This window comes from Paraburkholderia sp. Tr-20389, assembly GCF_017104565.1.
Lineage (GTDB): Bacteria > Pseudomonadota > Gammaproteobacteria > Burkholderiales > Burkholderiaceae > Paraburkholderia.
Map to the genome: position 1 here is coordinate 1 of NZ_JAAGPD010000050.1, position 22,305 is coordinate 22,305.

The 22,305-nt window shown below is 64.9% G+C and carries 17 protein-coding genes; 9 read left to right on the forward strand and 8 right to left on the reverse strand.

The annotated features are described in order from the left end of the window. Positions 1–554 (reverse strand): electron transport complex subunit RsxB (gene rsxB / locus G3N95_RS33835; RefSeq protein ID WP_205974446.1); only part of this gene is annotated, 554 nt, incomplete at its 3' end. Positions 555–931: 377 nt separating this feature from the next. On the opposite strand from rsxB, the gene G3N95_RS33840 reads away from it, so the two are divergent. Beyond that, positions 932–1,564 (forward strand): TetR family transcriptional regulator, encoded by a 633-nt coding sequence (locus tag G3N95_RS33840; RefSeq protein ID WP_007583389.1) that lies wholly within the window; start codon positions 932–934, stop codon positions 1,562–1,564. A 143-nt stretch (positions 1,565–1,707) separates the two neighbouring features. Here the strand turns inward: G3N95_RS33840 and phaZ are convergent, their stop codons facing one another. Together phaZ and G3N95_RS33850 are read right to left on the reverse strand one after the other, a co-directional pair. Beyond that, a complete protein-coding gene (gene phaZ, locus G3N95_RS33845; protein WP_205974447.1) occupies positions 1,708–2,988 on the reverse strand; it encodes a polyhydroxyalkanoate depolymerase in 1,281 nt (426 codons plus the stop codon). A gap of 219 nt (positions 2,989–3,207) precedes the next feature. Next, positions 3,208–5,364, reverse strand: coding sequence for a glycoside hydrolase family 15 protein (locus G3N95_RS33850; protein ID WP_241019106.1), 2,157 nt, complete (start codon positions 5,362–5,364; stop codon positions 3,208–3,210). A 243-nt stretch (positions 5,365–5,607) separates the two neighbouring features. Here G3N95_RS33850 and G3N95_RS33855 point away from each other — a divergent pair, with 243 nt between their 5' ends. Continuing rightward, positions 5,608–5,853, forward strand: coding sequence for a hypothetical protein (locus tag G3N95_RS33855; protein WP_012401476.1), 246 nt, complete (start codon positions 5,608–5,610; stop codon positions 5,851–5,853). A 232-nt stretch (positions 5,854–6,085) separates the two neighbouring features. On the opposite strand, the gene G3N95_RS33860 is transcribed toward G3N95_RS33855, so the two are convergent. Then, positions 6,086–6,241, reverse strand: coding sequence for a DUF3096 domain-containing protein (locus G3N95_RS33860; RefSeq protein WP_012401475.1), 156 nt, complete (start codon positions 6,239–6,241; stop codon positions 6,086–6,088). Between the two features lie 401 nt (positions 6,242–6,642). Here G3N95_RS33860 and G3N95_RS33865 point away from each other — a divergent pair, with 401 nt between their 5' ends. Then, positions 6,643–7,800, forward strand: a complete 1,158-nt coding sequence (locus tag G3N95_RS33865) for a lactonase family protein (protein WP_205974449.1) — start codon at positions 6,643–6,645, stop codon at positions 7,798–7,800. 106 nt (positions 7,801–7,906) lie between these two features. On the opposite strand, the gene G3N95_RS33870 is transcribed toward G3N95_RS33865, so the two are convergent. Then, positions 7,907–11,992: a DNA translocase FtsK gene (locus tag G3N95_RS33870; RefSeq protein ID WP_205974450.1), complete on the reverse strand. Its 4,086-nt coding sequence runs from the start codon at positions 11,990–11,992 to the stop codon at positions 7,907–7,909. Positions 11,993–12,112: 120 nt separating this feature from the next. Next, positions 12,113–12,706, reverse strand: a complete 594-nt coding sequence (locus tag G3N95_RS33875; protein WP_205974451.1) for an META domain-containing protein — start codon at positions 12,704–12,706, stop codon at positions 12,113–12,115. Positions 12,707–13,019: 313 nt separating this feature from the next. Between G3N95_RS33875 and purT the strand changes: the two genes are divergently transcribed. The 6 genes from purT to G3N95_RS33905 all read left to right on the forward strand — a co-directional run bounded on the left by purT (position 13,020) and on the right by G3N95_RS33905 (position 20,226). Beyond that, positions 13,020–14,234: a formate-dependent phosphoribosylglycinamide formyltransferase gene (purT, locus tag G3N95_RS33880; RefSeq protein ID WP_205974452.1), complete on the forward strand. Its 1,215-nt coding sequence runs from the start codon at positions 13,020–13,022 to the stop codon at positions 14,232–14,234. Positions 14,235–14,272: 38 nt separating this feature from the next. Beyond that, entirely contained in the window at positions 14,273–14,461 is a 189-nt protein-coding gene (locus tag G3N95_RS33885) for a DUF6726 family protein (RefSeq protein ID WP_205974503.1), read from the forward strand. Between the two features lie 68 nt (positions 14,462–14,529). Beyond that, entirely contained in the window at positions 14,530–14,910 is a 381-nt protein-coding gene (locus tag G3N95_RS33890) for an MliC family protein (protein WP_205974453.1), read from the forward strand. A 255-nt stretch (positions 14,911–15,165) separates the two neighbouring features. Beyond that, entirely contained in the window at positions 15,166–16,818 is a 1,653-nt protein-coding gene (locus G3N95_RS33895) for an acetolactate synthase large subunit (protein WP_205974454.1), read from the forward strand. A gap of 79 nt (positions 16,819–16,897) precedes the next feature. Then, complete coding sequence (locus G3N95_RS33900) at positions 16,898–18,334, forward strand: aldehyde dehydrogenase family protein (protein WP_205974455.1); 1,437 nt, start codon at positions 16,898–16,900, stop codon at positions 18,332–18,334. A gap of 440 nt (positions 18,335–18,774) precedes the next feature. After that, positions 18,775–20,226 (forward strand): DEAD/DEAH box helicase, encoded by a 1,452-nt coding sequence (locus tag G3N95_RS33905; protein ID WP_205974456.1) that lies wholly within the window; start codon positions 18,775–18,777, stop codon positions 20,224–20,226. Between the two features lie 71 nt (positions 20,227–20,297). On the opposite strand, the gene gluQRS is transcribed toward G3N95_RS33905, so the two are convergent. Then, positions 20,298–21,182, reverse strand: a complete 885-nt coding sequence (gene gluQRS / locus G3N95_RS33910; RefSeq protein WP_205974457.1) for a tRNA glutamyl-Q(34) synthetase GluQRS — start codon at positions 21,180–21,182, stop codon at positions 20,298–20,300. Positions 21,183–21,256: 74 nt separating this feature from the next. After that, a complete protein-coding gene (locus tag G3N95_RS33915) occupies positions 21,257–22,150 on the reverse strand; it encodes a sulfurtransferase (RefSeq protein WP_205974458.1) in 894 nt (297 codons plus the stop codon). Positions 22,151–22,305 lie beyond the last annotated feature (155 nt).

Genomic DNA, 22,305 nt, shown 5'->3' on the forward strand with positions numbered 1-22,305 from the left:
GCCGACGATGCGCGTCTCGCGGCCGCGCGTGCCTCCGCGGCCTCACGCTCCGCCGCAAGACGCGCGCGGCGCGCATCGTGTCGCTCGCGAGCCGCGTCGGCCTGCGGCTGAGTCCACGCGTCCCAGCCCGTCTTGTCTCCCGTCACGGGGATCATCGCGATGCAGTCGACGGGGCAGGGCGGCACGCAAAGGTCGCAGCCCGTGCAGAGTTCGGCGACCATCGTGTGCATCTGTTTCGGCGCACCGACGATGGCGTCGACGGGACAGGCCTGCATGCACAGCGTGCAGCCGATGCACAGGTTCTCGTCGATGAACGCGACGGGTCGTGGGCGCTCGATGCCGTTGTCGGGATTGAGGGGTATCACGGGCTTGCCGAGCAGCTTCGCGAGCCGTGCGACACCTTCGGCTCCGCCCGGCGGGCACTGGTTGTAGCCGGCGTCGCCTTGGGCGATGGCTTCGGCGTAAGCGCGGCAGTCAGGGTAGCCGCACTTCGTGCATTGCGTCTGGGGCAGCAGATCTTCGATGAGATCCGCGAATGTTTTGGACTCTGTCACGGTCGGGACGTGGGGGACATGCTGTTGCCGTCGATCTTGCGCGGCAAATGTTGGCGGTTCAATGGATGCGGTTTCAACTGCGCCGCCGGCATTGTGAGAAGCGCTCGCAGGCGGTGTGCAAACCGCCTCGTGACGCCAGGCCGCTAAAGCCGCTGTCGAGCCAGCACAGCGGGCGCGTTCGGCAATCGGTCAAATGCGTATTATCGCCGATTTCCCCAGTTGTTATTACCGAAGCATGTGCCATAATCGAAGCGCTTTTTTGTAAGACCGCAGGAAGGTGTTCCCACCAACCAGCCCGCGCAGCGCCGCCGTTGCAAGGCCATGCAATTGGACGGCGAGCGATCCGGATTAACGCGGCTCACGAAGCACATGCCACCATGAATCAGCCGAAAATCAAAAGAGATCCTGAAGGCACCCGTCGCCGCATTCTGCTTGCGGCAGCCGAGGAGTTTGCGAATGGTGGGTTGTTCGGCGCACGCGTCGACCAGATTGCCCGCCGCGCGGAGACCAATGAACGCATGCTCTACTACTACTTCGGTAGCAAGGAGCAACTCTTCACTGCAGTCCTCGAACACGCGTTCAGCGCGCTCACGGAAGCCGAGCGCACGCTCGATCTCGCGGGCGTCGCGCCCGTCGAGGCCGTCACGCGGCTCGCGCACTTCGTGTGGGACTACTATCGCGATCACCCCGAACTGCTGAGGCTCGTGAACAACGAGAATCTGCACGAGGCGCGCTATATGCAGAAGTCCACGCGCATCCGCGAAATGATCTCGCCGATCGTTGCCACGCTCGGCTCGATACTCGAGCGAGGGCAGCGCGCGGGGCTGTTCCGCACCAACGTCGATCCGCTGCGTTTTTACGTGACGCTGTCTGGGATGGGCTACTACATCGTGTCGAATCGCTTTACGCTCGAAGCGACACTCGGCCGCGACTTCAGCGCGGCGGCGGAGCGCAGCGAAGTGATCCAGATGAACACCGAAATCCTGCTCGCTTACCTGATGCGCCGCTAGGCGCAACCAGACGCGCAACGCTGCAAAGAAAAACGGCCTCGCAAGAGGCCGTTTTTGCATTCATCAGTCTTCAATTTAGGTGGATGCAGGCGCAACATGTCGCGGCGCCTGAGGCACGCGGCTTGCGCGCCGTGCCCGCCACGTTACGCTTCGACGCGTTCTTCCGCCTTACGCGTTGCCTTCGGCGTGTGCTCGAGAATGAAGTCGCGCAGTTGCGGATAGATGATCGTGCGCCAGCGGCGGCCAGAGAAAATGCCGTAGTGCCCGCATTTCTCAGCGGTGAAGTGACGACGGTCTTTCTCCGGAATGCCCGTGCACAGTTCGTGCGCGGCGCGCGTCTGGCCGCTGCCGGAGATATCGTCGAGTTCGCCTTCGATCGTGAAGAGCGCGGTCTTCTTGATGTCCTGCGGGCGCACGGGCTGGCCGTTCACTTCCCAGGTGCCTTCAGCGAGACTGAATTCCTGGAACACGACACGGATGGTCTGCAGATAGTACTCGGCTGCCATGTCGAGTACCGCGTTGTATTCGTCGTAGAAACGGCGATGCGCTTCCGCATCTTCTTCGTCGCCGCGCAGCATGCTCTGGTAGTAGTCCCAGTGCGATGCAGCGTGACGCTCCGGATTCATCGCGACGAAGCCCGTGTGCTGCAGGAAGCCCGGGTACACCTTGCGGCCGAAGCCCGGATAGTTCGAAGGCACGTTGTAGATCACGTTGTTCTCGAACCATTCGATCGAATGTTGCGTAGCCAGCGAGTTGACGGCCGTCGGGCTCTTACGCGCGTCGATCGGGCCGCCCATCATCGTCATCGTGCGCGGCGTGTCTTCGCCGCGGCTCGCCATCAGCGAAATGGCGGCGAGCACGGGCACCGTCGGCTGGCAGACCGAGATCACGTGCAGATTCTTCGCGCCGATATGGCGGATGAACTCCTGGATGTAAGCGATGTAATCGTCGAGGTCGAACGGGCCGTCTTCGATCGGCACCATGCGCGCGTCGATCCAGTCCGTGATGTACACCTTGTGATCCTGCAGCAGCGTGCGCACGGTGTCGCGCAGCAGCGTCGAATGGTGGCCCGACAGCGGCGCGCACACCAGCACGACGGGCTCTTCTTTCAGTTGGGTAACAGCGTCGCTGTCGTCCGAGTAGCGCTTGAAGCGCAGCAGGCGGCAGAACGGCTTCTCGACGATCGTCTGTTCGACGATCGGGATGTTGCGGCCGTCCTTGACGATCTGATGCAGGTTGAACTCGGGTTTCTCGTAGTCCTTGCCGAGACGGTACAGCAGCTCGTAGCCGGCGGAGAGGCGTGTCGCGCCGGGCACATAGGCGAACGGACTGGCCGGATTCGCAAACGATTTCGAGGCGGCCTGAGCCCAGGCGGTGAGCGGGCTCAAAAGTGCCCGCTGGAATTCGTGGAATTGATAGAGCATGGGTGCTCCAGCGTTAGCGGTTCGCGCAGGGCAGCGTGTTTGACGCGCAGCGACGAGGCGGGCCGTTTTCTGGTTACGTGTGGATGGTTGGTGACGGATTATCGGCCGACTGGTTCGGATGATGATATAGAAGCCATACGATTTGTGCAATGCAACAACAGTGCGCTGACGCACGCACCGGATGTCATAGTTACGTCATCGTCAATCCGCCCGTTTTCTTTAGACAACGGGCGACGATTGAGTACCAGCATCTGACATGCCAGCGGGCGGCGGGCCGCCTTGTCCGCCTTCGCCGTCGTGAGGAGGCTGACCGGCGGCGCGCGCCATCTCCTGTTCGTGTTTCATCAGATTGAGCCCCGTATGAACGAGGGCCACATGGGAAAACCCCTGTGGGAAATTTCCGACAAGTCGGCCGTCAGCGGGGTCGTATTCCTCGGCGAGCAGGCCGACATCGTTCGCCAGCGACAGCAGCCGTTCGTACATGTCGCGCGCCTCGGCGACGCGCCCCTGCAGCGCGAGGTTGTCGACCATCCAGAAACTGCACGCGAGAAACGTCCCTTCGCCGGGCGGCAAGCCGTCGTCGAATTCCGTCGTGTGATAGCGCAGCACGAAGCCGTTGCGCATCAGATGTTTTTCGATTGCATTGACGGTGCCGACGACGCGCGGATCCGATGGCGGCAAAAAGCCGAGTAGCGGCATCAGCAGCACGCTCGCATCGAGTTCGTCGCCGCCGTACGACTGCGTGAACGCGTTGAGCCGCGCATTCCAGCTTTTCTCGCAGACGTCCGCATGGATTTGCGCGCGGACCTCGCGCCAGTGTTCGAGCGGCCCCGGCAGATCGAATGCTTCCGCCGACTTGATCGCGCGATCGAACGCGACCCACGCCATCACCTTCGAGAAAGTGAAATGCTGACGGCCGCCGCGTGTTTCCCAGATGCCTTCGTCGCGCTCCTGCCAGATCGTTTCGAGGTGCCGGAGCATCGCGCTCTGCACGTTCCATGCGGTTTCGTCGGCCTGCAAGCCGCCGACGCGCGCGAGATGCAGCGCGTTCATCACTTCGCCGTACACGTCGAGCTGCAACTGGCCGACCGCGTTGTTGCCGACGCGCACGGGCTTCGAATTTTCGTAGCCCGGCAGCCAGTCGAGTTCGAACTCGGGCAGCCGGCGCTCGCCCGCGAGCCCGTACATGATCTGCAACTGCTCGGGCGAGCCCGCCATCACGCGACCCAGCCACGCACGCCACGCACGCGCTTCATCGTAGTAGCCGCCGCGCATCATCGCGAGCAGCGTGATGGTGGCATCGCGCAGCCACACGTAGCGGTAATCCCAGTTGCGCGAGCCGCCGATTTTCTCGGGCAGCGACGTGGTCGGCGCGGCGACGATGCCGCCCGTCGGCTCGTACGCGAGCGCCTTCAGCGTCAGCAGCGAGCGGCGGATGGCGGGCGCGTATTTGCCTTCGACGGTGCCGCGCGCGGCCCATTCGAGCCAGTGATTCTCGGTGCGCGCCAGCGCAGTGTGCGGATCGCGCGCGGGAGGAATGCGCAGATGCGATTCCGAATAGGTGAGCGAGAACGGCACGCGCTCGCCCTCCGACACGGTGAACTCGGCGACCGTCTTCATGTTTTCGCCGTGCAGGTCGACGGGCGTGCGCAGCGCGACGGTGTCCGGTCCGGCAATCGCCTTGATGCCGCTCTCGTGCGCAAGGCGGCTCACCCACGGAATCGAAAAGCCGTAGTCGAAGCGCAGCACCAGTTCCATGCGCATCTTCACGGTGCCGCGCTTGCCGACGACGATACGGATCATCTCCGACCAGCCGTTGCCTGGCGGCATGAAGTCGATCAGCGTGACGGCGCCGTCGGGCGTCTCGAAGTCGGTCTCGAGGATCAGCGTTTCGCCGCGATAGCGGCGGCGCGTCGCGCGTGCGAAGCCGGGTTTCAGCTTCGGTTCGCTGTCGTCGTGTGCATCGGTGTTCGCCTCGGCGGCCGCTGCGTCTTCGCGTCCGGCCGCTCGCGAGACGGGCGGCGCGTCGGCCTGGCGGGGAACGGGCTTGTCGGTGGAGGTGGGGTGTCCGCTTTCGCGCGTTCGCGTGTCTGCTCGTGTCTCCGCTTGTGTCTCCGCGTGTGTCTCGTCACGCAAACGCGTCCGGTCGTGGCCGAATTCGTCGGCGGGAGGCAGGTCGGCGGTGTCTTCGCATTCGACATCGTCGGCGGGCGCGATCAGCCAGCGGCCGTTGTCCTCCGTGCCGAGCAGCGCGGCGAAGCACGCGCCCGAGTCGAAACGCGGCCAGCACAGCCAGTCGACGGAGCCATCGCGCGAGACCAGCGCGGCCGTGTGGCCGTCGCCGATGAGTGCATAGTCTTCGATCAATGCGGGCATGGTAGGGCGGTCGGTCAGCGTGTAATAAGTGCGCTTCCGCACGGCGCAAAACGGTGCGCGAGCGTCGTTGTTACCGCGCGCGTGCACTATGCGACAAAGTCGCACGCCAGCGAGCGTCAAGGGTATTGGCAATACCGTTTTTGGATGCTTACAATCGGTTCGAACGTGACTTCTGATGAATCGCAGCCCACCGGCGCCCGGTGTTGCAGCATGCAGCCACGGCGTCGCTTTCGAGGATAAGCCATGCTGAACCCGTCGAAATCCGACTGCATCACGATTCTCTCCGCCGCGAGTCAGTTGCCGGATGACTCGCTCCTTCCACTCGACTTCCGCACGCTCGGCCTCTCGCGCAACGGGATGGAAACGGCCGCAGCGTTTCTGATCGAACGTGCCTGCTTCAAGCGCTATAGCGAAGCCGACGGTCATTATGCCGTCGGCGGCCTGTCCTTGCAGGGACGCTGGCGCCTCGAGCAACTCTCGAACGGCTGACGCACCCGCGCGTCAGTCCGCATTCGGAATCGCCGGCAGATCGCGGCGAATAAGTGCATGACTTGCGCGGACCGCGAGAAGCGGCCTGTGTGAATGCGCGCATCTGCGTGTGATGCAATCCGAGGCGTCGTCGATACGCCACTCGCGCCCCAGCGCTCCGCAGCAGGTAGCGGACGGTCTGCACGGGCGCGCTTTCGCACGCGCGTCACGCGCGTCACGCGCGTCACGCGCGTCACAAGTGCCCCGTTCCGCCGACGCCGAACAGCCCGATCAGTCCGATGATGATCAGATACAGCGCGACGATGTAGTTGAGCAGGCGCGGCATGATCAGAATGAGAATGCCGGCGATCAGCGCGACGAGCGGGCCGAGCGTGAGATGGATGTTCATGGCGACTCCTGTTGTTCGAATTGTTCGGGTGATTCGGATGCTTCGGACCAACGGCGACACTGCGCAACCTGTCGGTTGGCCTGCGTTCGCTCGAACGACTGGGCGAATCGCGGACAACGCTCTTATACTTCCCCACACTACGAAACTGACGATCAGCGGCACCGGCCGGGCCAACGAGGGCGCACCAGCGCACCGGCCGCTGCCGTCATGAATCCGTCACGACCACGGCACGCTTCGATCGAGCCGCGCGGCAGACCAGCGACACGCAGAATCCAAATAACCCGTCTCGCCAGGAGGTCGTCATGCAGCGTCGTACACGAGTCGTAGCGTGTGTCGTGCCACAGTCTTTCAATTCCCATCCGGGCCATTCGCTACGCTGGATCATCAGAGGGTTGACACTCATGGTATCGATTGCCGCTACGCAGGCCTTTGCGCAAGGCACTGCCGCCGCGCCCGCCGACGGTGTCTACGATCTGATCGTCGGCACCTACACGGGGCCGAAGAGCGAAGGCATCTACGTGTACCGCTTCGACACGAAATCGGGCGATGCCACGCAGGTGTCGTCGGCGAAGACGGACAATCCGTCGTACGTGATCGCATCGCGCGACGGCCGCTACGTGTACTCCGTCAACGAGCAGCCCGGCGACAACGGCCCCGCCGAACAGCGCGGCGGCATCAGCGCGTTCAGCTTCGATGCCAAGAACGGGCAATTAACGTTCCTGAACCGCGTGTCGTCGGACGGCAACGACCCGTGCTATCTGAGCATCTCGCCGGACGGCAAATATCTGACGACGGCCAACTACTCGGTGGCCGCGAACCCGGGCGGCAGCTTCGCGGTGTTTCCGTTGCAGGCGGACGGCCAGGTCGGTGCATCGGTGCTGACCGTGCATCACGACGGCGGCGGACCCGTGAAAGGGCGCCAGGACAACGCACATGTGCATTCCACCGTGTTTTCGCCGGACGGCAAGTATCTGTTCGCGCAGGATCTCGGCACGGACAAGCTGTACTCGTACCGCTACACGCCCGACGGCAGCCGCGGCCTGTTCGGCCCGACTGAGAAGCGCTACACCGACGTGAAAGCCGGTTCGGGTCCGCGCCATCTCGTGTTCGGCACGGACGGCAAGTACGCGTATCTGACGAGCGAACTGAGCGCGACCGTCACCGTATTCCGCTACGACGACGGCAAGCTCACGCAGTTGCAGGTCGTGCCGATGACGAAGCCAGGCTTCAAGGGGCAGGTGGGGGCGGCCGCGATCCATCTGTCGCCGGATGGCCGGTTTCTTTACGCGAGCAATCGAGGCGACGCGAACGAGATCGTCGTCTATGCCGTCGACCCGGCCAATGGCCATATCCGCGAAGTCGGTCGTCAGTCGAGTCTTGGAAAAGCGCCGCGAGAATTTTCAATCGACCCGACGGGGCAATGGCTGATCGTCGGCAACCAGAACAGCGATACGGCGTACGTGTTCCGTCGCGATCAGCAAAGCGGACTGCTGGAGGCGAACCCGAAGCGTATCGATCTCGGCTCGCCCGTCGACTTCAAATGGGTGTCGCCGTCGTGACGTGACGTGACGGGCGAGGTTGCCCGGTCTACATGCGTTTTTGATCGGGCCGCTGCATGTTCTGTCGTTCTCGCGGCGGCCCGTCACGGTCCAGCGTGAACGCGCCTTACTCCGCCGGTCCGGGCGCGAGCACTTCGCGGCTGCCGTTGATGCCCATCGCGGACACGAGGCCTGCCGTCTCCATCTGCTCGACGAGCCGCGCCGCGCGGTTGTAGCCGATGCGCAACTGGCGCTGCACCGCCGAAATCGACGCGCGGCGCGTACGCACCACGAACGCGACGGCTTCGTCGTACAGCGGATCGGCTTCCGCATCCGGCGTTTCGCCGAACAGGTCCTGCGTGGCGCCGCCGTCTGTCGCGGGACCGTCGAGGATGCCCTCCACGTATTCCGGCTCGCCGAACTGCTTCAGATGTTCGACGATCCGATGCACTTCCTCGTCGGCGACGAACGCGCCGTGCACACGCTGCGGGTAGCCGGTGCCGGGCGGCAGGAACAGCATGTCGCCCTGGCCGAGCAGCGACTCGGCGCCCATCTGGTCGAGAATCGTGCGCGAGTCGATCTTCGACGACACCTGGAACGCGACGCGCGTCGGAATGTTCGCCTTGATGAGACCCGTGATCACGTCGACGGAAGGGCGCTGCGTCGCGAGAATCAGGTGGATGCCCGCCGCGCGCGCCTTTTGCGCGAGGCGCGCGATCAGCTCTTCGATCTTCTTGCCCGCGACCATCATCAGGTCGGCCAGTTCGTCGATCACGACGACGATCAGCGGCAGCGGCGAAAGCGGCTCGGGTGCGTCGGGCGTCAGTGAGAACGGATTGCCGATCTTCTTTTCTTTCGCGGCGGCGTCGCGGATCTTCTGGTTGAAGCCCTGCAGGTTGCGCACGCCGACGGCCGACATCAGCCGGTAACGCTTCTCCATCTCGCCGACGCACCAGTTGAGCGCGTTCGCCGCGAGCTTCATGTCCGTCACGACGGGCGCGAGCAGATGCGGAATGCCCTCGTACACGGAAAGCTCCAGCATCTTCGGATCGATCATGATGAGGCGCACGTCTTCGGGCGTTGCCTTGTAAAGCAGCGAGACGATCATCGCGTTGATCGCCACCGACTTGCCCGAACCCGTCGTGCCCGCGACGAGCATGTGCGGCGCCTTCGCGAGATCGGTGACGACGGGGTGGCCGGTGATGTCCTTGCCCAACGCGAGCGTCAGATTCGACTTCGAGTGCTGATAGACGTCGGCCTGGAGAATCTCGGAAAGGCTGATGGTCTGACGCTTCGCATTCGGCAGTTCGAGTCCCATGCAGGTCTTGCCGGGAATCGTCTCAACCACGCGAATCGACGTCAGGCCGAGGCCGCGCGACAGATCCTTCATGAGCCCGACGATCTGGCTGCCGCGCACGCCGAGCGCGGGCTCGACTTCGAAGCGGGTGATCACCGGGCCCGCCGATGCGCCGACCACCGTCACGGGCACCTTGAATTCCTGCAGACGCTGCTCGATCAGCGCGCTCGTTTCGGCGAGCTTTTCTTCGCTGACGGGTTCGGCGTCGGACGATGCCGGCGCGAGCAGATCGAGCGCCGGCAATTCGATATGTGAGGCCGAAGGAGCATGGAACTCGAACGCGGGTCCGCTGTGGCCGCGTACTGCAGGACGGGGCGGCTGCGCGGCTGATGGCGTGTCCGGTTGTGAGTCCTGCTGCGCGTCCAGCGGATCGTCGGGTTCGTGCTGTTGCTGGACTGACGCTTGTGCGTCGTCCTGCGCATGAGGAGTGGGACTGACCGCGACGTTTTCCACGGACGCCGCCGCGCCGGACGCCGCAAACGGGAAACGCACGATGTTCGACGGCGCTTCGGGCGTGCTGGCCGTGGATGTCTCGTCGACAGCGGCTGGCTCGATGACGGACGGGAGCGGCACGACGCTGTACGCAGCCGCGTTCGACACGGGCGCATGATGCGGCTGTATCGAGGGAGCGCTGGCCGAGGCGGCACGCAGCTGCGTCACGGATTGCGTGATCGACTCCCATGGCGCGAGCGGGGTAGGGGAGGACTCGACGTGTTCTGCGGACGCTTGTTGTTCCGCCGTCGGCGTCGTGGCTTCGCTGTCGGCTACCGATGACGGTGCAGCCGGCTCTCTTGCGGCTGCGTGTTCATCGGCGATGGCGTCCTGGTCCTGGGCGAGCGATTCCGTTTGCCGGGCTGTTTCTTCGTCACGCTGCATCGACGCCGATTGCGCGGGCATTGCGATGACGTCTTCTGGTTCGGATTCGAGCGACGGTGCCGGTGTTTCGGAGGCGGGCGCAGCAGCATCGGATTGGGTATCGGTGACGCCCGGAGCCGCGAATTCGGCGGAAGCGGGTTCTGCGATGGCCGGCGCGGTCGTCATTTGCGCTGATACGGCCTGTACCGCAGCGGTGGGCGCTTGCGCTGCGATGGCCGCAGCTATCGTCGTGTCGGCAACAGGAGCCGGAATGACGGGGGCAGCCACCGGCTCTGCATGGTGAACGGGAGCCGCGGTTTGCGCTTGATGCGCGACATGCGGCTCAACGTGTTCGGCCTGCGCGTCCGCAGTGTTCGCGACGACAGGCGCTTCCGGTTCAACCGCGAGCGCAACGTCTGCCTCTGCCTCTTCATCGTTTCGTTCGGCGTTCGCCGCTGCAACTGCGAGCGCGGCTGCTTCCGCAACGGGTGTCATGTGCGAGGCGACACCATGCTGTTGCAGGCTGTCGCCAACGTCAACCGAAGCAATAGGTGTTGCAGCCGGGGCTGCAACCGCCTCAACGATCGCGGCAGACACTTGAACAGGCGCATCCGAAGGCGGCGTCGCCGCTTCTGCGCGCGCGCCACCGATAACCGCTTCGAGCGCCGACACGACATGATCGACGGCGGCGACAGCGGTCGAGCCCGCAACCGCAGGCGTGCCCGGCACAGCGACGATGTCCGCCGGTGCCGCAATCACAACGGGCGTAGCGATGTCGGGCGCGTTGCGCGTCTCGACGACCTTCGCGGGATCGCTGGCCGTGCGGCGAGCCAGGCTCGCGCCAGCCAGCGTCGTCCAGCGCGCGGCGTTTTCCTCGATGCTGCGCAAGGTTTCCTGCACGCTCGCCGCCGGCGCGACAGGCTGTGCCGGCTGATTGGCTCGCGTGTAAGCGGGTACCTTGAGATTCGGCGTGTTCGGACGCATCGCCGGCGAACCGGACGGCGCGGCTGCGTGGCGCGACTGTGCCGTGTGCATTGCAGTGCCGAGCGACGTCGACTGGCGGCTCTGCGAGAGTCCGGCAGCGCGTAACGACGCCGAACGTGCCGACGTCACCGCCGGGTTCACCGACACGCCGCGCGCCGCCGCCTGAGCGGCCGCTGCCTTCGACGATTGCAGTGCAGCCGTGCTGCCGAACACCGTCGGCGGCGTGGACGCGACACGTGCGGCCTCCATCGTGACGGGCGCGCTCTCGCGCGTCTGCGCGCGGGCCGCGTCCGGACCGAGCCAGCCGGCAGGTGCGACGGGTTCGGAGGGTGTCCATGACGTGGGGCGGCCGGGGTTGCGGCCGGACGCATGACTGCCCGCCGCGCCAGACGGCGTGCCGCCCGTCGCATGGCGCGCGACGCCTGCGCCGCCAACAGTCGGGCCGCCCGACATCCCCATCGTTTCGCCTGTCACGCCGGCAGCCGCCGCGCCGCGCGTCTTCGTGGCGGGCGGTCGCCACACGGTGGGTCGTGCGTAGCGTCCATTGGCCTTCGGCGCCATCGTATTGATCGGCGCACTGCTATGCGACGGCGTCGAGTCGACGGCGGCGGCGCGCGCGTGGCTGCGCGGCTCATCGTCACGGGGACGGCGCGCGAGGCCGAGGCCGAATGCTTCGTTGGCCCAGCCGACGAACGACGACCACCGGAAGCCGATCAGCCACGGCAGTGCGATTACGAACAGGCCGAGCATCACGAGCGGCGTCGCGACGCGGCCCAGCAGATGCGTGAACCCCGTCGACAGCGCATGCCCCAGTCCGTCGACGCCCTGCACGTTGACGAGCGATGCCTCCAGCGTGCAACTCGCGATCAGCACGCAGAGAAAGCCGAGCCACAGCCGGATCGTGCCGGGGCCGCGCAGGCCCGCGCCGCCCGGCAGCGCGGACTTCACGAGACGCCACACCAAGGGAAGAAACCAGACGGCGGAAGCGCCGAACCAGCCGAAAACTACCGTTTGCATGCTAGACATCAACGAATGACGGATGCGCAAACGCGCGAGCCGTCGAGTTTAACTGGGCGAAACTTCTCGCTTCCCAGGCGTGCAGCGTGCGCAGGCTGTCGATGCTCGCCGGACGCGCGCTCATTGGCCGCGCCGCGCGAACACGAGCGTGTCGCCGTCGCCGAGCATCAGTTGAAGCTGCTGCGGCTTGCGCATGTCGACGGCCGAGTGTTCGATATGCGCGAGCGCATCGAGATACGCGGCTTCGATCTTGCCGCCCGCCGTCGCGCAGGCCATGCGCGTACCCGCGAGCGGGCCGAAGCTCAGCTTGCCGTCCTTGAGCGAATAGGTGCCCGTGTAGCGGTTGCAGCCCGAAAAGCCACTTGCGCGCCGCTGGCCCGTTTCCGTCGACAGCACCAGCGTGACGGGTTCGCCGCCTGCGTTACCCGGCACCTCGCGCGTGCCGCCTGCGGCGAGCTTCCAGCCGGTGAGCTGCCAGTCGGTGTTGTCGAGCAGTTGCGTGGCTGCGGGGTTGAACGGATCGGGCGGCGGGGCTTCCGAGTCGGGGTGTTTCGGCAGCGAGCAGGCGGCGAGCATGGCGATCGACACGACGGCGAGCGCTGCGCCTGCGCGGCGGCGGAACGATGCCCAGACTGCGCGGTCAGGTGCATGCGACGATGCATCGGGTGTGGCGTTCGAGCGTGCGTCGCGTTGCGTGGCAGACGTGGGCTGCATATCGTCGTTCCTCTCTAAACTGGCGAAGGCGTAAGGGTATCGCACTACGCTTGCCGCATGCGAGCGCAAACGCGGGTGACGAAACGCATAGGCAAAAATGCATCGGTGCCGCGACGGGGCCGGTCATCGCCGGCAGCAGTCCCATCGCGATACCTCGGCGGCCGGGCGGAACGGCACGTCGGATGGCTCGAAACGCAGCCGGCAACACAGGTTATCGGCACGCGGCAGGCGTAGTCGCAGGGGCCGCGCATGTTAACATCGCCGCAGTCATTCATTCCACCCGCTTTTTGTCAAAAAATTCTCTGGAGCTTCCATGCAGATCGGCCAACGCATCGGCACACCGCTTTCGACTTCGGCTACGCGCGTCATGCTGCTCGGCGCGGGCGAGCTGGGCAAGGAAGTGATCATCGCGCTCCAGCGGCTCGGCGTCGAAGTGATCGCGGTGGACCGTTATCCGAACGCGCCGGGGCATCAGGTCGCGCATCGCGCGCACGTGATCGACATGACAGACCCGAAAGCGCTGCGCGCGCTCGTCGAAGAAGAGCAGCCGCATCTGATCGTGCCGGAGATCGAGGCGATCGCCACCGACGCACTCGCCGCGATCGAAACGGAAGGCGTCGCCGAAGTGATCCCGACGGCGCGCGCCACCCAGTTGACGATGAACCGCGAAGGCATCCGCCGCCTCGCCGCCGAGGAACTCGGCCTGCCGACTTCGCCGTACGCGTTCGCCGATTCCGTCGAAGAGCTGAAGGCGGGCATCGCGAAGGTCGGTTATCCGTGCGTCGTGAAGCCGGTGATGTCGTCGTCCGGCAAGGGGCAGTCGGTGCTGCGCAGCGACTCCGACATCGAACCCGCGTGGCAGTACGCGATGGCGGGTGGACGCGTGAATCATGGCCGCGTGATCGTCGAAGGCTTCATCAACTTCGAATACGAGATCACGCAGCTGACCGTGCGCGCGATCGATCCGGCCACGCAGCAGACGGCGACCTATTTCTGCGACCCGATCGGCCACGTGCAGGTGGCGGGCGATTACGTCGAGTCGTGGCAGCCGCAGCCGATGAGCCCGCGCGCGCTCGAACAGTCGCGCGACATCGCCGACAAGGTGACGAAGGCGCTCGGCGGCCGGGGCCTGTTCGGCGTTGAACTTTTCGTGCGCGGCGATGACGTATGGTTCTCGGAAGTGAGCCCGCGTCCGCACGACACCGGGCTCGTCACGCTCGCGTCGCAGCGGCTTTCCGAGTTCGAACTGCATGCGCGTGCGATTCTCGGCCTGCCCGTCGATACGACCCTGCGTGCGCCGGGTGCGTCGGCCGTGATCTACGGCGGGCTCGACGAAACGGGCATTGCGTTCGAAGGCGTCGCGCAGGCGCTCGCCGTGCCGGGTGCGGATCTGCGGCTGTTCGGCAAGCCCGAGAGCTTCGTCAAGCGCCGCATGGGCGTGGCGCTCGCAACGGCGGGCGATATCGGCGAAGCGCTGCAGCGCGCGAAACAGGCTGCGGCGGCTGTCAAGCCGGTGTCGGCGAAATAAGGCCGTTGCAAGGAGTGCAGTGCGTGAAGCTTGAACAGATGAGCAGCGCAGCCGCGCGGCGTGTTGCGTTGCTGGCGGCGTCCATTATGACGATGACGTCGCTGGGCGGCTGCGGGCTGGCCGCTGCGCCGTGCCGCATTGCCTCGGCGGGGCTGAAGATCGTTCCCGTCGTCGGTCACGTCGCCGCCGCGCCGACCGATGCCTGCGCCGACGTCATCGATCCCTGATCACTCGACGCAACCTTCAGCACAATCTCCTGGTCATAACGGCACAGCGTCAGGAAACGAGGCATTCGATGAGCAGACGGTGGTGTGCGTGGTTGGGCCTGCTGGGGTTATTCGCCGCTTCGGGCGTGGTGGACGTGGCCAGTGCCGCTGATTTGCTGCCGTTGCCCGATATCCGGACCGCGCATCGCGTGACGCAGAAATACACCTGCGCGACGGGCCGCGTCCTCCAGGTCACCTATCTGAACGCAACCAACGGTCAAAGCTTCGCGGTGCTGCCGGTAAAAGGCACGCAAATGCTGTTCGTCAACGTGCTGTCCGGCTCGGGCGCGAAGTATCAGGCGGGCAGCTACACGTGGTGGACCAAGGGGCCGCAGGCGACGCTCTACGACGCCATGCTCGGCGAGGACGCGCCGCCGCTGCTGTCCGATTGCGTGACCATCGTCCGTTGATGCTCTTCTGACTGCCGCACGGTGGCTATGTCCGTGCCGCGCTGTAGCGGGCGCGTTCATTTTTCTCCGCGCCTCGCAGCCTGCCCGTGAAACGGCACGTTTCTGCCTGCGGTAGTAAGCTGTGTGCCACGCAATGGCCGCGCCCCGTATCGATGCATCGGCGCGGCTGTCATCGTTTTCGATCATCCTTGTCCGCGTGCCGTCGAGTGTCAGAGTCACGGCCCGGTCTGCGTTCGTTCGTCAAGCGAGACTTCCATGAAAGCATCGGATCTGTTCGTCAAATCGCTGGAGGCTGAAGGCGTCGAGTACGTGTTCGGCATTCCCGGCGAAGAAAATCTCGATCTCCTCGAATCGCTGCGCCGCTCCCGCATCAAACTCGTGCTGACGCGCCATGAACAGGCGGCCGGCTTCATGGCCGCGACCTATGGCCGTCTGACGGGGCGCACGGGCGTGTGTCTGGCAACGCTTGGGCCGGGCGCCACTAACTTCGTGACGGCCGCCGCGTATGCGCAGCTCGGCGGCATGCCGATGCTGATGGTCACGGGCCAGAAGCCGATCAAGTCGAGCAAGCAGGGCCATTTCCAGATCGTCGACGTGGTGCGGATGATGGAGCCGCTCACCAAGTACACGCGGCAGATCGTGTCGATCGGCAATATTCCGGCGTCGGTGCGCGAGGCGTTCCGGCAGGCCGAGGAAGAGCGCCCGGGCGCCACGCATCTCGAACTGCCCGAAGACGTCGCGCACGAAGAGGGCGACGGCAAGCCGATTCCGAAGAGCTATAGCCGACGGCCCGTCGCCGAAGAAAAAGCCGTCCAGCACGCGGTGAAGGCAATCGTCGAGGCAAAGCATCCGTTGCTGATGATCGGCGCGGGCGGCAACCGCAAGACGACGCGCAAGATGCTGCGCGAATTCGTCGACCAGATCGGCATCCCGTTCTTTACCACGCAGATGGGCAAGGGCGTGATCGACGAATCGCATCCGCTGTGGCTCGGCAACGCGACGCTCTCGGACGGCGACTTCGTGCACCGTGCGATCGATCACGCCGACTGCATCATCAACGTCGGCCACGACGTGATCGAAAAGCCGCCGTTCTTCATGCGCGGCGCGGATGCCAACGAGAAGACCGTGATCCACGTGAACTTTCTCGGTGCGGAAGTCGACCCCGTGTATTTCCCGCAGATCGAAGTGGTCGGCGACATCGCGAACGCTGTGTGGCAGATGAAGGAAGCGCTGCAAGGCAAAGGCGAGCATTGGGACTTCGCGCGCTTCAAGGAAATCAAGGCGCATTTCGAAGCGCATCTGGCGAAAGGCCAGCACGACGACCGCTTCCCGATGTACCCGGTGCGGGTCGTCCACGACGTGTACGAAACGACGCCCGTCGACGGCATCCTCTGTCTCGACAACGGCATGTACAAGATCTGGTTCGCGCGCTACTACCGCGCGCACGAGCCGAATTCGCTGCTGCTCGACAACGCGCTCGCGTCGATGGGCGCGGGGCTGCCGTCGGCGATCGCGACCAAGATCGTGCATCCCGAGCGCAAGGTGATGGCCGTGTGCGGCGACGGCGGCTTCATGATGAACTCGCAGGAGCTGGAGACGGCCGTGCGGCTGAAGCTCGATCTCGTCGTATTGATTCTGCGCGACGACGCGTTCGGCATGATCCGCTGGAAGCAGGAGAACATGAACTTCCCCGACTACGGGATGATGCTCAGCAACCCCGATTTCGTCGACTACGCGAAGAGCTATGGCGCGCAAGGGCATCGCGTCGGCTCGGCGGAAGAACTGGCGCCGCTCGTGCGCGAGTGCTTCGCAACCCCGGGCGTGCACGTGATCGACGTGCCCATCGATTACTCCGACAACGAGCGCGTGCTGAATCGCGAGATCAAGCGTCTGTCCGCGCAGCTTTGAGGTTTCAGTCCGGTGCGCGGCGGCGCCGTTACGGAACGGTCGTTGCCGCGCGTCGCTGATCGATCAAGGAGAACGAGTCATGTTGCAGAAGAGTTACCCCTACTATCTCGCGAACGAGCCCGTCGCCGCGAACACCGATCTCGAAGTCACCGACAAGTTCAGCGGCGAAGTGGCGACGCGCGTCGCGATGGCCGATGCGAAGGCCATCGATCAGGCGATCGGCGCCGCCGTCGCCGCGCTGCCCGCACTGCGTGCGTTCCCGCCGTTCAAGCGTCAGGCCGTGCTCGAACATTGCGTGAAGCGCTTTCGCGAGCGCGCCGACGAAATGGCGATGGCGCTGTGCATCGAAGCCGGCAAGCCGATCAACGATTCGCGCGGCGAAGTCACGCGTCTGATCGATACGTTCAAGGTCGCGGCGGAAGAATCGGTGCGCATCGACGGCGAAATCATCAACCTCGAAATCTCGCCGCGCGCGAAGGGCTATCACGCGTACGTGAAGCGGGTGCCCATCGGGCCGTGCTCGTTCATCTCGCCGTTCAACTTTCCGCTGAACCTGGCAGCACACAAGGTGGCGCCCGCGCTGGCGGCGGGCGTGCCGTTCGTGTTGAAACCGGCGAGCCGCACGCCCATCGGCGCGCTGATCATCGGCGAAGTGCTCGCGGAGACCGATCTGCCGAAAGGCGCGTTCTCGATCCTGCCCGCGCATCGCGACGGCGCCGACCTGTTCACCACGGACGAGCGCTTCAAGCTGCTGTCGTTCACGGGTTCGCCTGCCGTCGGCTGGGATCTGAAGGCGAAGGCGGGCAAGAAGAAGGTGATTCTGGAACTGGGCGGCAACGCGGCCGCGATCGTCGACGGCGATCAGCGCGACAAGCTCGACTACGTCGTGGAGCGGCTCGCGTTCGGCGCGTTTTATCAGTCGGGGCAAAGCTGCATCGGCGTGCAGCGCATTCTCGTGCATGCGTCGCTCTACGACGCGTTGCGCGAGAAGCTGATCGCGAAGACGAAGTCGCTGAAGATGGGCGATCCGAAGGACGAAAAGACTTTCGTCGGGCCGATGATCTCCGAATCGGAATCGCGGCGTCTTTCAGGCTGGATGGACGGCGCGGTGAAGGCGGGTGCGAAAATCGTCGCGGGCGGCAAGGTGGACGGCGCGATGTTCGAGGCAACGCTGCTGGAGAACGTCGGACGCGAGACCGACCTGTACCGCAAGGAGGCGTTCGGGCCGGTGGCGATCCTCGAAAAATTCGATGATTTCGCGAGCGCGCTCGCGACCGTCAACGACAGCGATTTCGGTCTGCAGGCGGGCGTGTTCACGGATTCGCTGGCGCACGCACATCAGGCATGGGATGAACTGGACGTGGGCGGCGTGGTCATCAACGATGTGCCGTCGTTCCGCGTCGACAACATGCCGTATGGCGGCGTGAAGGACTCGGGGCTCGGCCGCGAAGGCATTCGCTACGCAATCGAGGACATGACGGAGCCAAGGCTGATGGTGATGCGCGAAACGTGGTGAGGAAATGGGGGCGGGAGGCGGGCGGCGCGGTGTCGGACGCATGTCAGCCCGTTGTCACCAGATTGCCTTGCGCAGCGTCTACGCTGCCCGCGTCGGCATGGTCCGTCCCCGCTTGAAATATGCCGTCATGTGGCGCTGCAGCGCCGGTAAGGCGGTAAGCCTGCATGCACGGCAAGGGTAGGCGGCCCGAAGTGCTACAATACCGGCCTTTCCGGCGGGTGTTTCCGCCGGCGGGAGCCGGCCGCATGCTTGCTGATACCAACTGGTACGTAAGCGGGGCCTTATACGGGACGCCGTGGCTCCGCCTTCATCCTGATGCCCTCCGCGGCCCCGGCCGCTGCAGAAGAAGCTGCAGAAACTGTTTGAGCGGACGCCCACGCGCCCGCCTTTGGCAACGCGCAAGCGGTCCGAGCGCAGGCGCATTTTTAGCGAAAGCCACCATGTCCGATACAGCAACCACGCCTACCAACGCGACCTTCGACCAGTTCGGCCTTCACGCCGACATTCTCAAAGCCATCGCGGAGCAGGGCTACACGACGCCGACGCCAATCCAGGCCCAGGCGATTCCCGTCGTGCTGGGCGGGCGGGACGTGATGGGCGCCGCGCAAACGGGCACGGGTAAGACGGCGGGTTTTTCGCTGCCGATCATCCAGCGTCTGTTGCCGCTCGCGAGCACGAGCGCGTCGCCGGCACGACACCCGGTGCGCGCACTGATCCTCACGCCTACGCGTGAACTCGCCGACCAGGTCGCCGCGAACGTACGGTCGTACGCGAAGCACACGGCGCTGCGCAGCGCCGTCGTGTTCGGCGGCGTCGATATGAACCCGCAATCGGCGGAACTGCGGCGCGGCGTCGAAATCCTGATCGCGACGCCGGGACGTCTGCTCGACCACGTGCAGCAGAAGACGGCCAATCTCGGCCAAGTGCAGATGCTCGTGCTCGACGAAGCCGACCGGATGCTCGACATGGGCTTCCTGCCCGATCTGCAGCGCATCCTGAACCTGCTGCCGACCGAACGTCAGACGCTGCTGTTCTCGGCGACTTTCTCGCCCGAAATCAAGAAGCTCGCGTCGACGTACCTGCGCAATCCGCAGACGATCGAAGTGGCGCGCAGCAATTCGACGGCGACGAACGTCACGCAGATCGTCTACGAAGTGGCGGAGGGCGACAAGACGGGCGCCGTCGTGCAACTGATCCGCCAGCGCAGTCTCAAGCAGGTGATCGTGTTCTGCAACAGCAAGATCGGCGCGAGCCGGCTTGCGCGTCAGCTGGAGCGCGACGGGGTGGTTGCGACCGCGATTCACGGCGATCGCACGCAAAGCGAACGGATGCAGGCTCTGGACGCGTTCAAGCGCGGCGAGATCGAAGCGCTGGTCGCTACGGACGTCGCGGCGCGCGGTCTCGACATCGCCGAACTGCCTGCCGTGATCAACTTCGATCTGCCGTTCAACGCGGAAGACTACGTGCACCGGATCGGCCGGACGGGCCGCGCGGGCGCGTCGGGCGATGCGCTGTCGCTGTTCAGCCCGAACGAGCGCAAGCAGCTTGCCGATATCGAGAAGCTGATCAAGCGGCCGCTGGATGTGCAGCGTCTGACGGTCGATACGCCCGTGCGTCATCATCACGACGAACGCGGCGCACGGCGCGACCGCGACGATCGTGGCAGCCGCCGCCGGACGACGGGTGCGCACGAGCGTCCGTCGCATGGCTCGCATCATCGTCAGCAGCCCGTCGACGATTTCTTCTTCAAGCCGTACGAGCCGTCGCCTGCGGCTGCGGCCAAGCGTGATGAAGCGCCTGCCGCGCCGCAGAAGCCTGCGTCGAAGCAGCCGCTGGCCGCGTTGCTGGGCGGGTTTGGGATGCCGCGCAAGACGACGACTTCGTCGAATTGATGTCGCGGCAGTGGTAGATTCTGATTGCTTTGAAAATGGCGCCTTCGGGCGCCATTTTTATTGCCGCTGCGTTATTGCCGCGTGATGCGCGCCGACCACGCTGCTGTGGCTTCCGAGTAGAACGCATCAAGCGATGTCGCGGCCGCCGCACCCAGCTTCAATCCCAGATGTCGCGCAGCGTGATTCAGCGCGACGAGCGGTTCGGTTGCGTCGAGCGCCGCTGCACCCGTCTGCTTGCTGAGTTTTTCGCCGTCGGCGTTCGTGACGACGGGCACATGCAGGTAGGAGGGCGTAGGCACACCGAGGCAGCGTTGCAGATAGATCTGTCGCGCGGTCGAGTCGAGCAGGTCGGCGCCGCGCACGATGTGGGTGATGTCCTGATCCGCGTCGTCGACGACCACGGCCAGCTGATAAGCCCACTGGTCGTCCGCGCGACGCAACACGAAGTCGCCGACTTCAGTGGCGAGATTCTGGACTTGCCCGCGTTGCCAGCGATCGTCGAATGTCACGATGGCGGCATCGCCGTCCGGCACACGCAGTCGCCACGCGCGCGCGGGCTTGCCGTTCAGGCCGTTGCGGCAGGTGCCGGGGTAGGCGAGCGTCGTGTGCCGGGCGTGCGCCTGAACGAGTGAATCGGCGATTTCCTTGCGGGTACAGCCGCACGGATAGATGAGACCGGTAGTCTGCAGGCGCTCGAATGCCTGCTGGTATAGCGCGACACGCCGGCTTTGCCAGACGGGCGGTTCGTCGGCCGCCATGCCGAAGCGCGCGAGGGTATCCAGAATGTCTTGCGCGGCGCCCGGGACGGTGCGCGGACCGTCGATATCTTCGACGCGCACCAGCCACGTGCCGCGATTGGCGCGCGCATCCAGCCAGCTTGCGAGCGCGCTGACGAGCGAGCCGACATGCAGCGGGCCCGTCGGGGAGGGCGCGAAACGTCCGCGATAGCGTGTCATGCGAGGGCGTCATGAGCCGCTGCGGCACGGCTCATGCGAAACGGGTTCATGCGGCGGGCAATGACGCGCTGCGTTCAGGCCACATCGGCCGCGTGCGAGGCGTGTGCCGCTTCGGCTTGCGGCTGCGCGTCCGGATGGCAGGACGCGCACGTCTTGCCCGGCACGTAGTACGGCGACTTCTGGCCTTCCGGCATCACGACGGCGCGGCAGCCGAAGCATTGCACGGTTGCCGTCGGCTGCAGATTGGGATCGAGCGCGGTGCGGTAGTCGAACACGAAGCATTCGCCGTTGTAGTGCGCACCGCCCACTTCTTCGAAATACTTCAGGATGCCGCCTTCGAGCTGGTAGACGTTCTCGATGCCGACGTCCTTCATATGGATGGCCGCCTTTTCGCAACGGATGCCGCCCGTGCAGAACGACACCACGGTCTTGCCTTCCAGGTCCGCGCGATTCTGCTCGATCACCTCGGGGAATTCACTGAACTTGGTGATGCGATAGTCGAGCGCGTTGTCAAACGTGCCGACATCGACTTCGAACGCGTTGCGCGTGTCGAGCATCACGACCGGGCGGCCTGCATCGTCGTGACCGCGGTCGAGCCACGCCTTCAGCGTGCGGGCATCGACGAACGGCGCACGGCCGAGTTCCGGCTTGATGGCCGGTTTCTTCATCGTGATGATTTCGCGCTTGAGCTTGACGAGCATGCGCCGGAACGGCTGCTTCTCCGACAGGCTTTCCTTGAACTGGAGTTCGGCGAATTTGCCTTCGAACAGCGGATCGTGCCGGACGTAGTGGATAAATTCGCGCACGCGCGCAATCTCACCGGCGATAAACAGATTGATGCCTTCCGGCGCGAGCAGGATAGTGCCGCGCAGGCCGAGTTCGTTGCAACGCGCGGTGACGAGCGGCCGCCATTCGACGATCTTGTCGAGCGTCGAGAACTGATAAGCCGAGAGATTCAGGATATTCATGCTGGTCCAGCGATAAAGCGCCGTGCCCCGCGCGCGCATGGAGGGCGAGCGCAGCACGCGTACGGCAGAAAATGGATTCGAACGCGTATTATCCCTCATCCTGAGAATCGGCCCGCAATCCGCCTGAAGCCGTATTGACTTGCGTTGAAATGGCC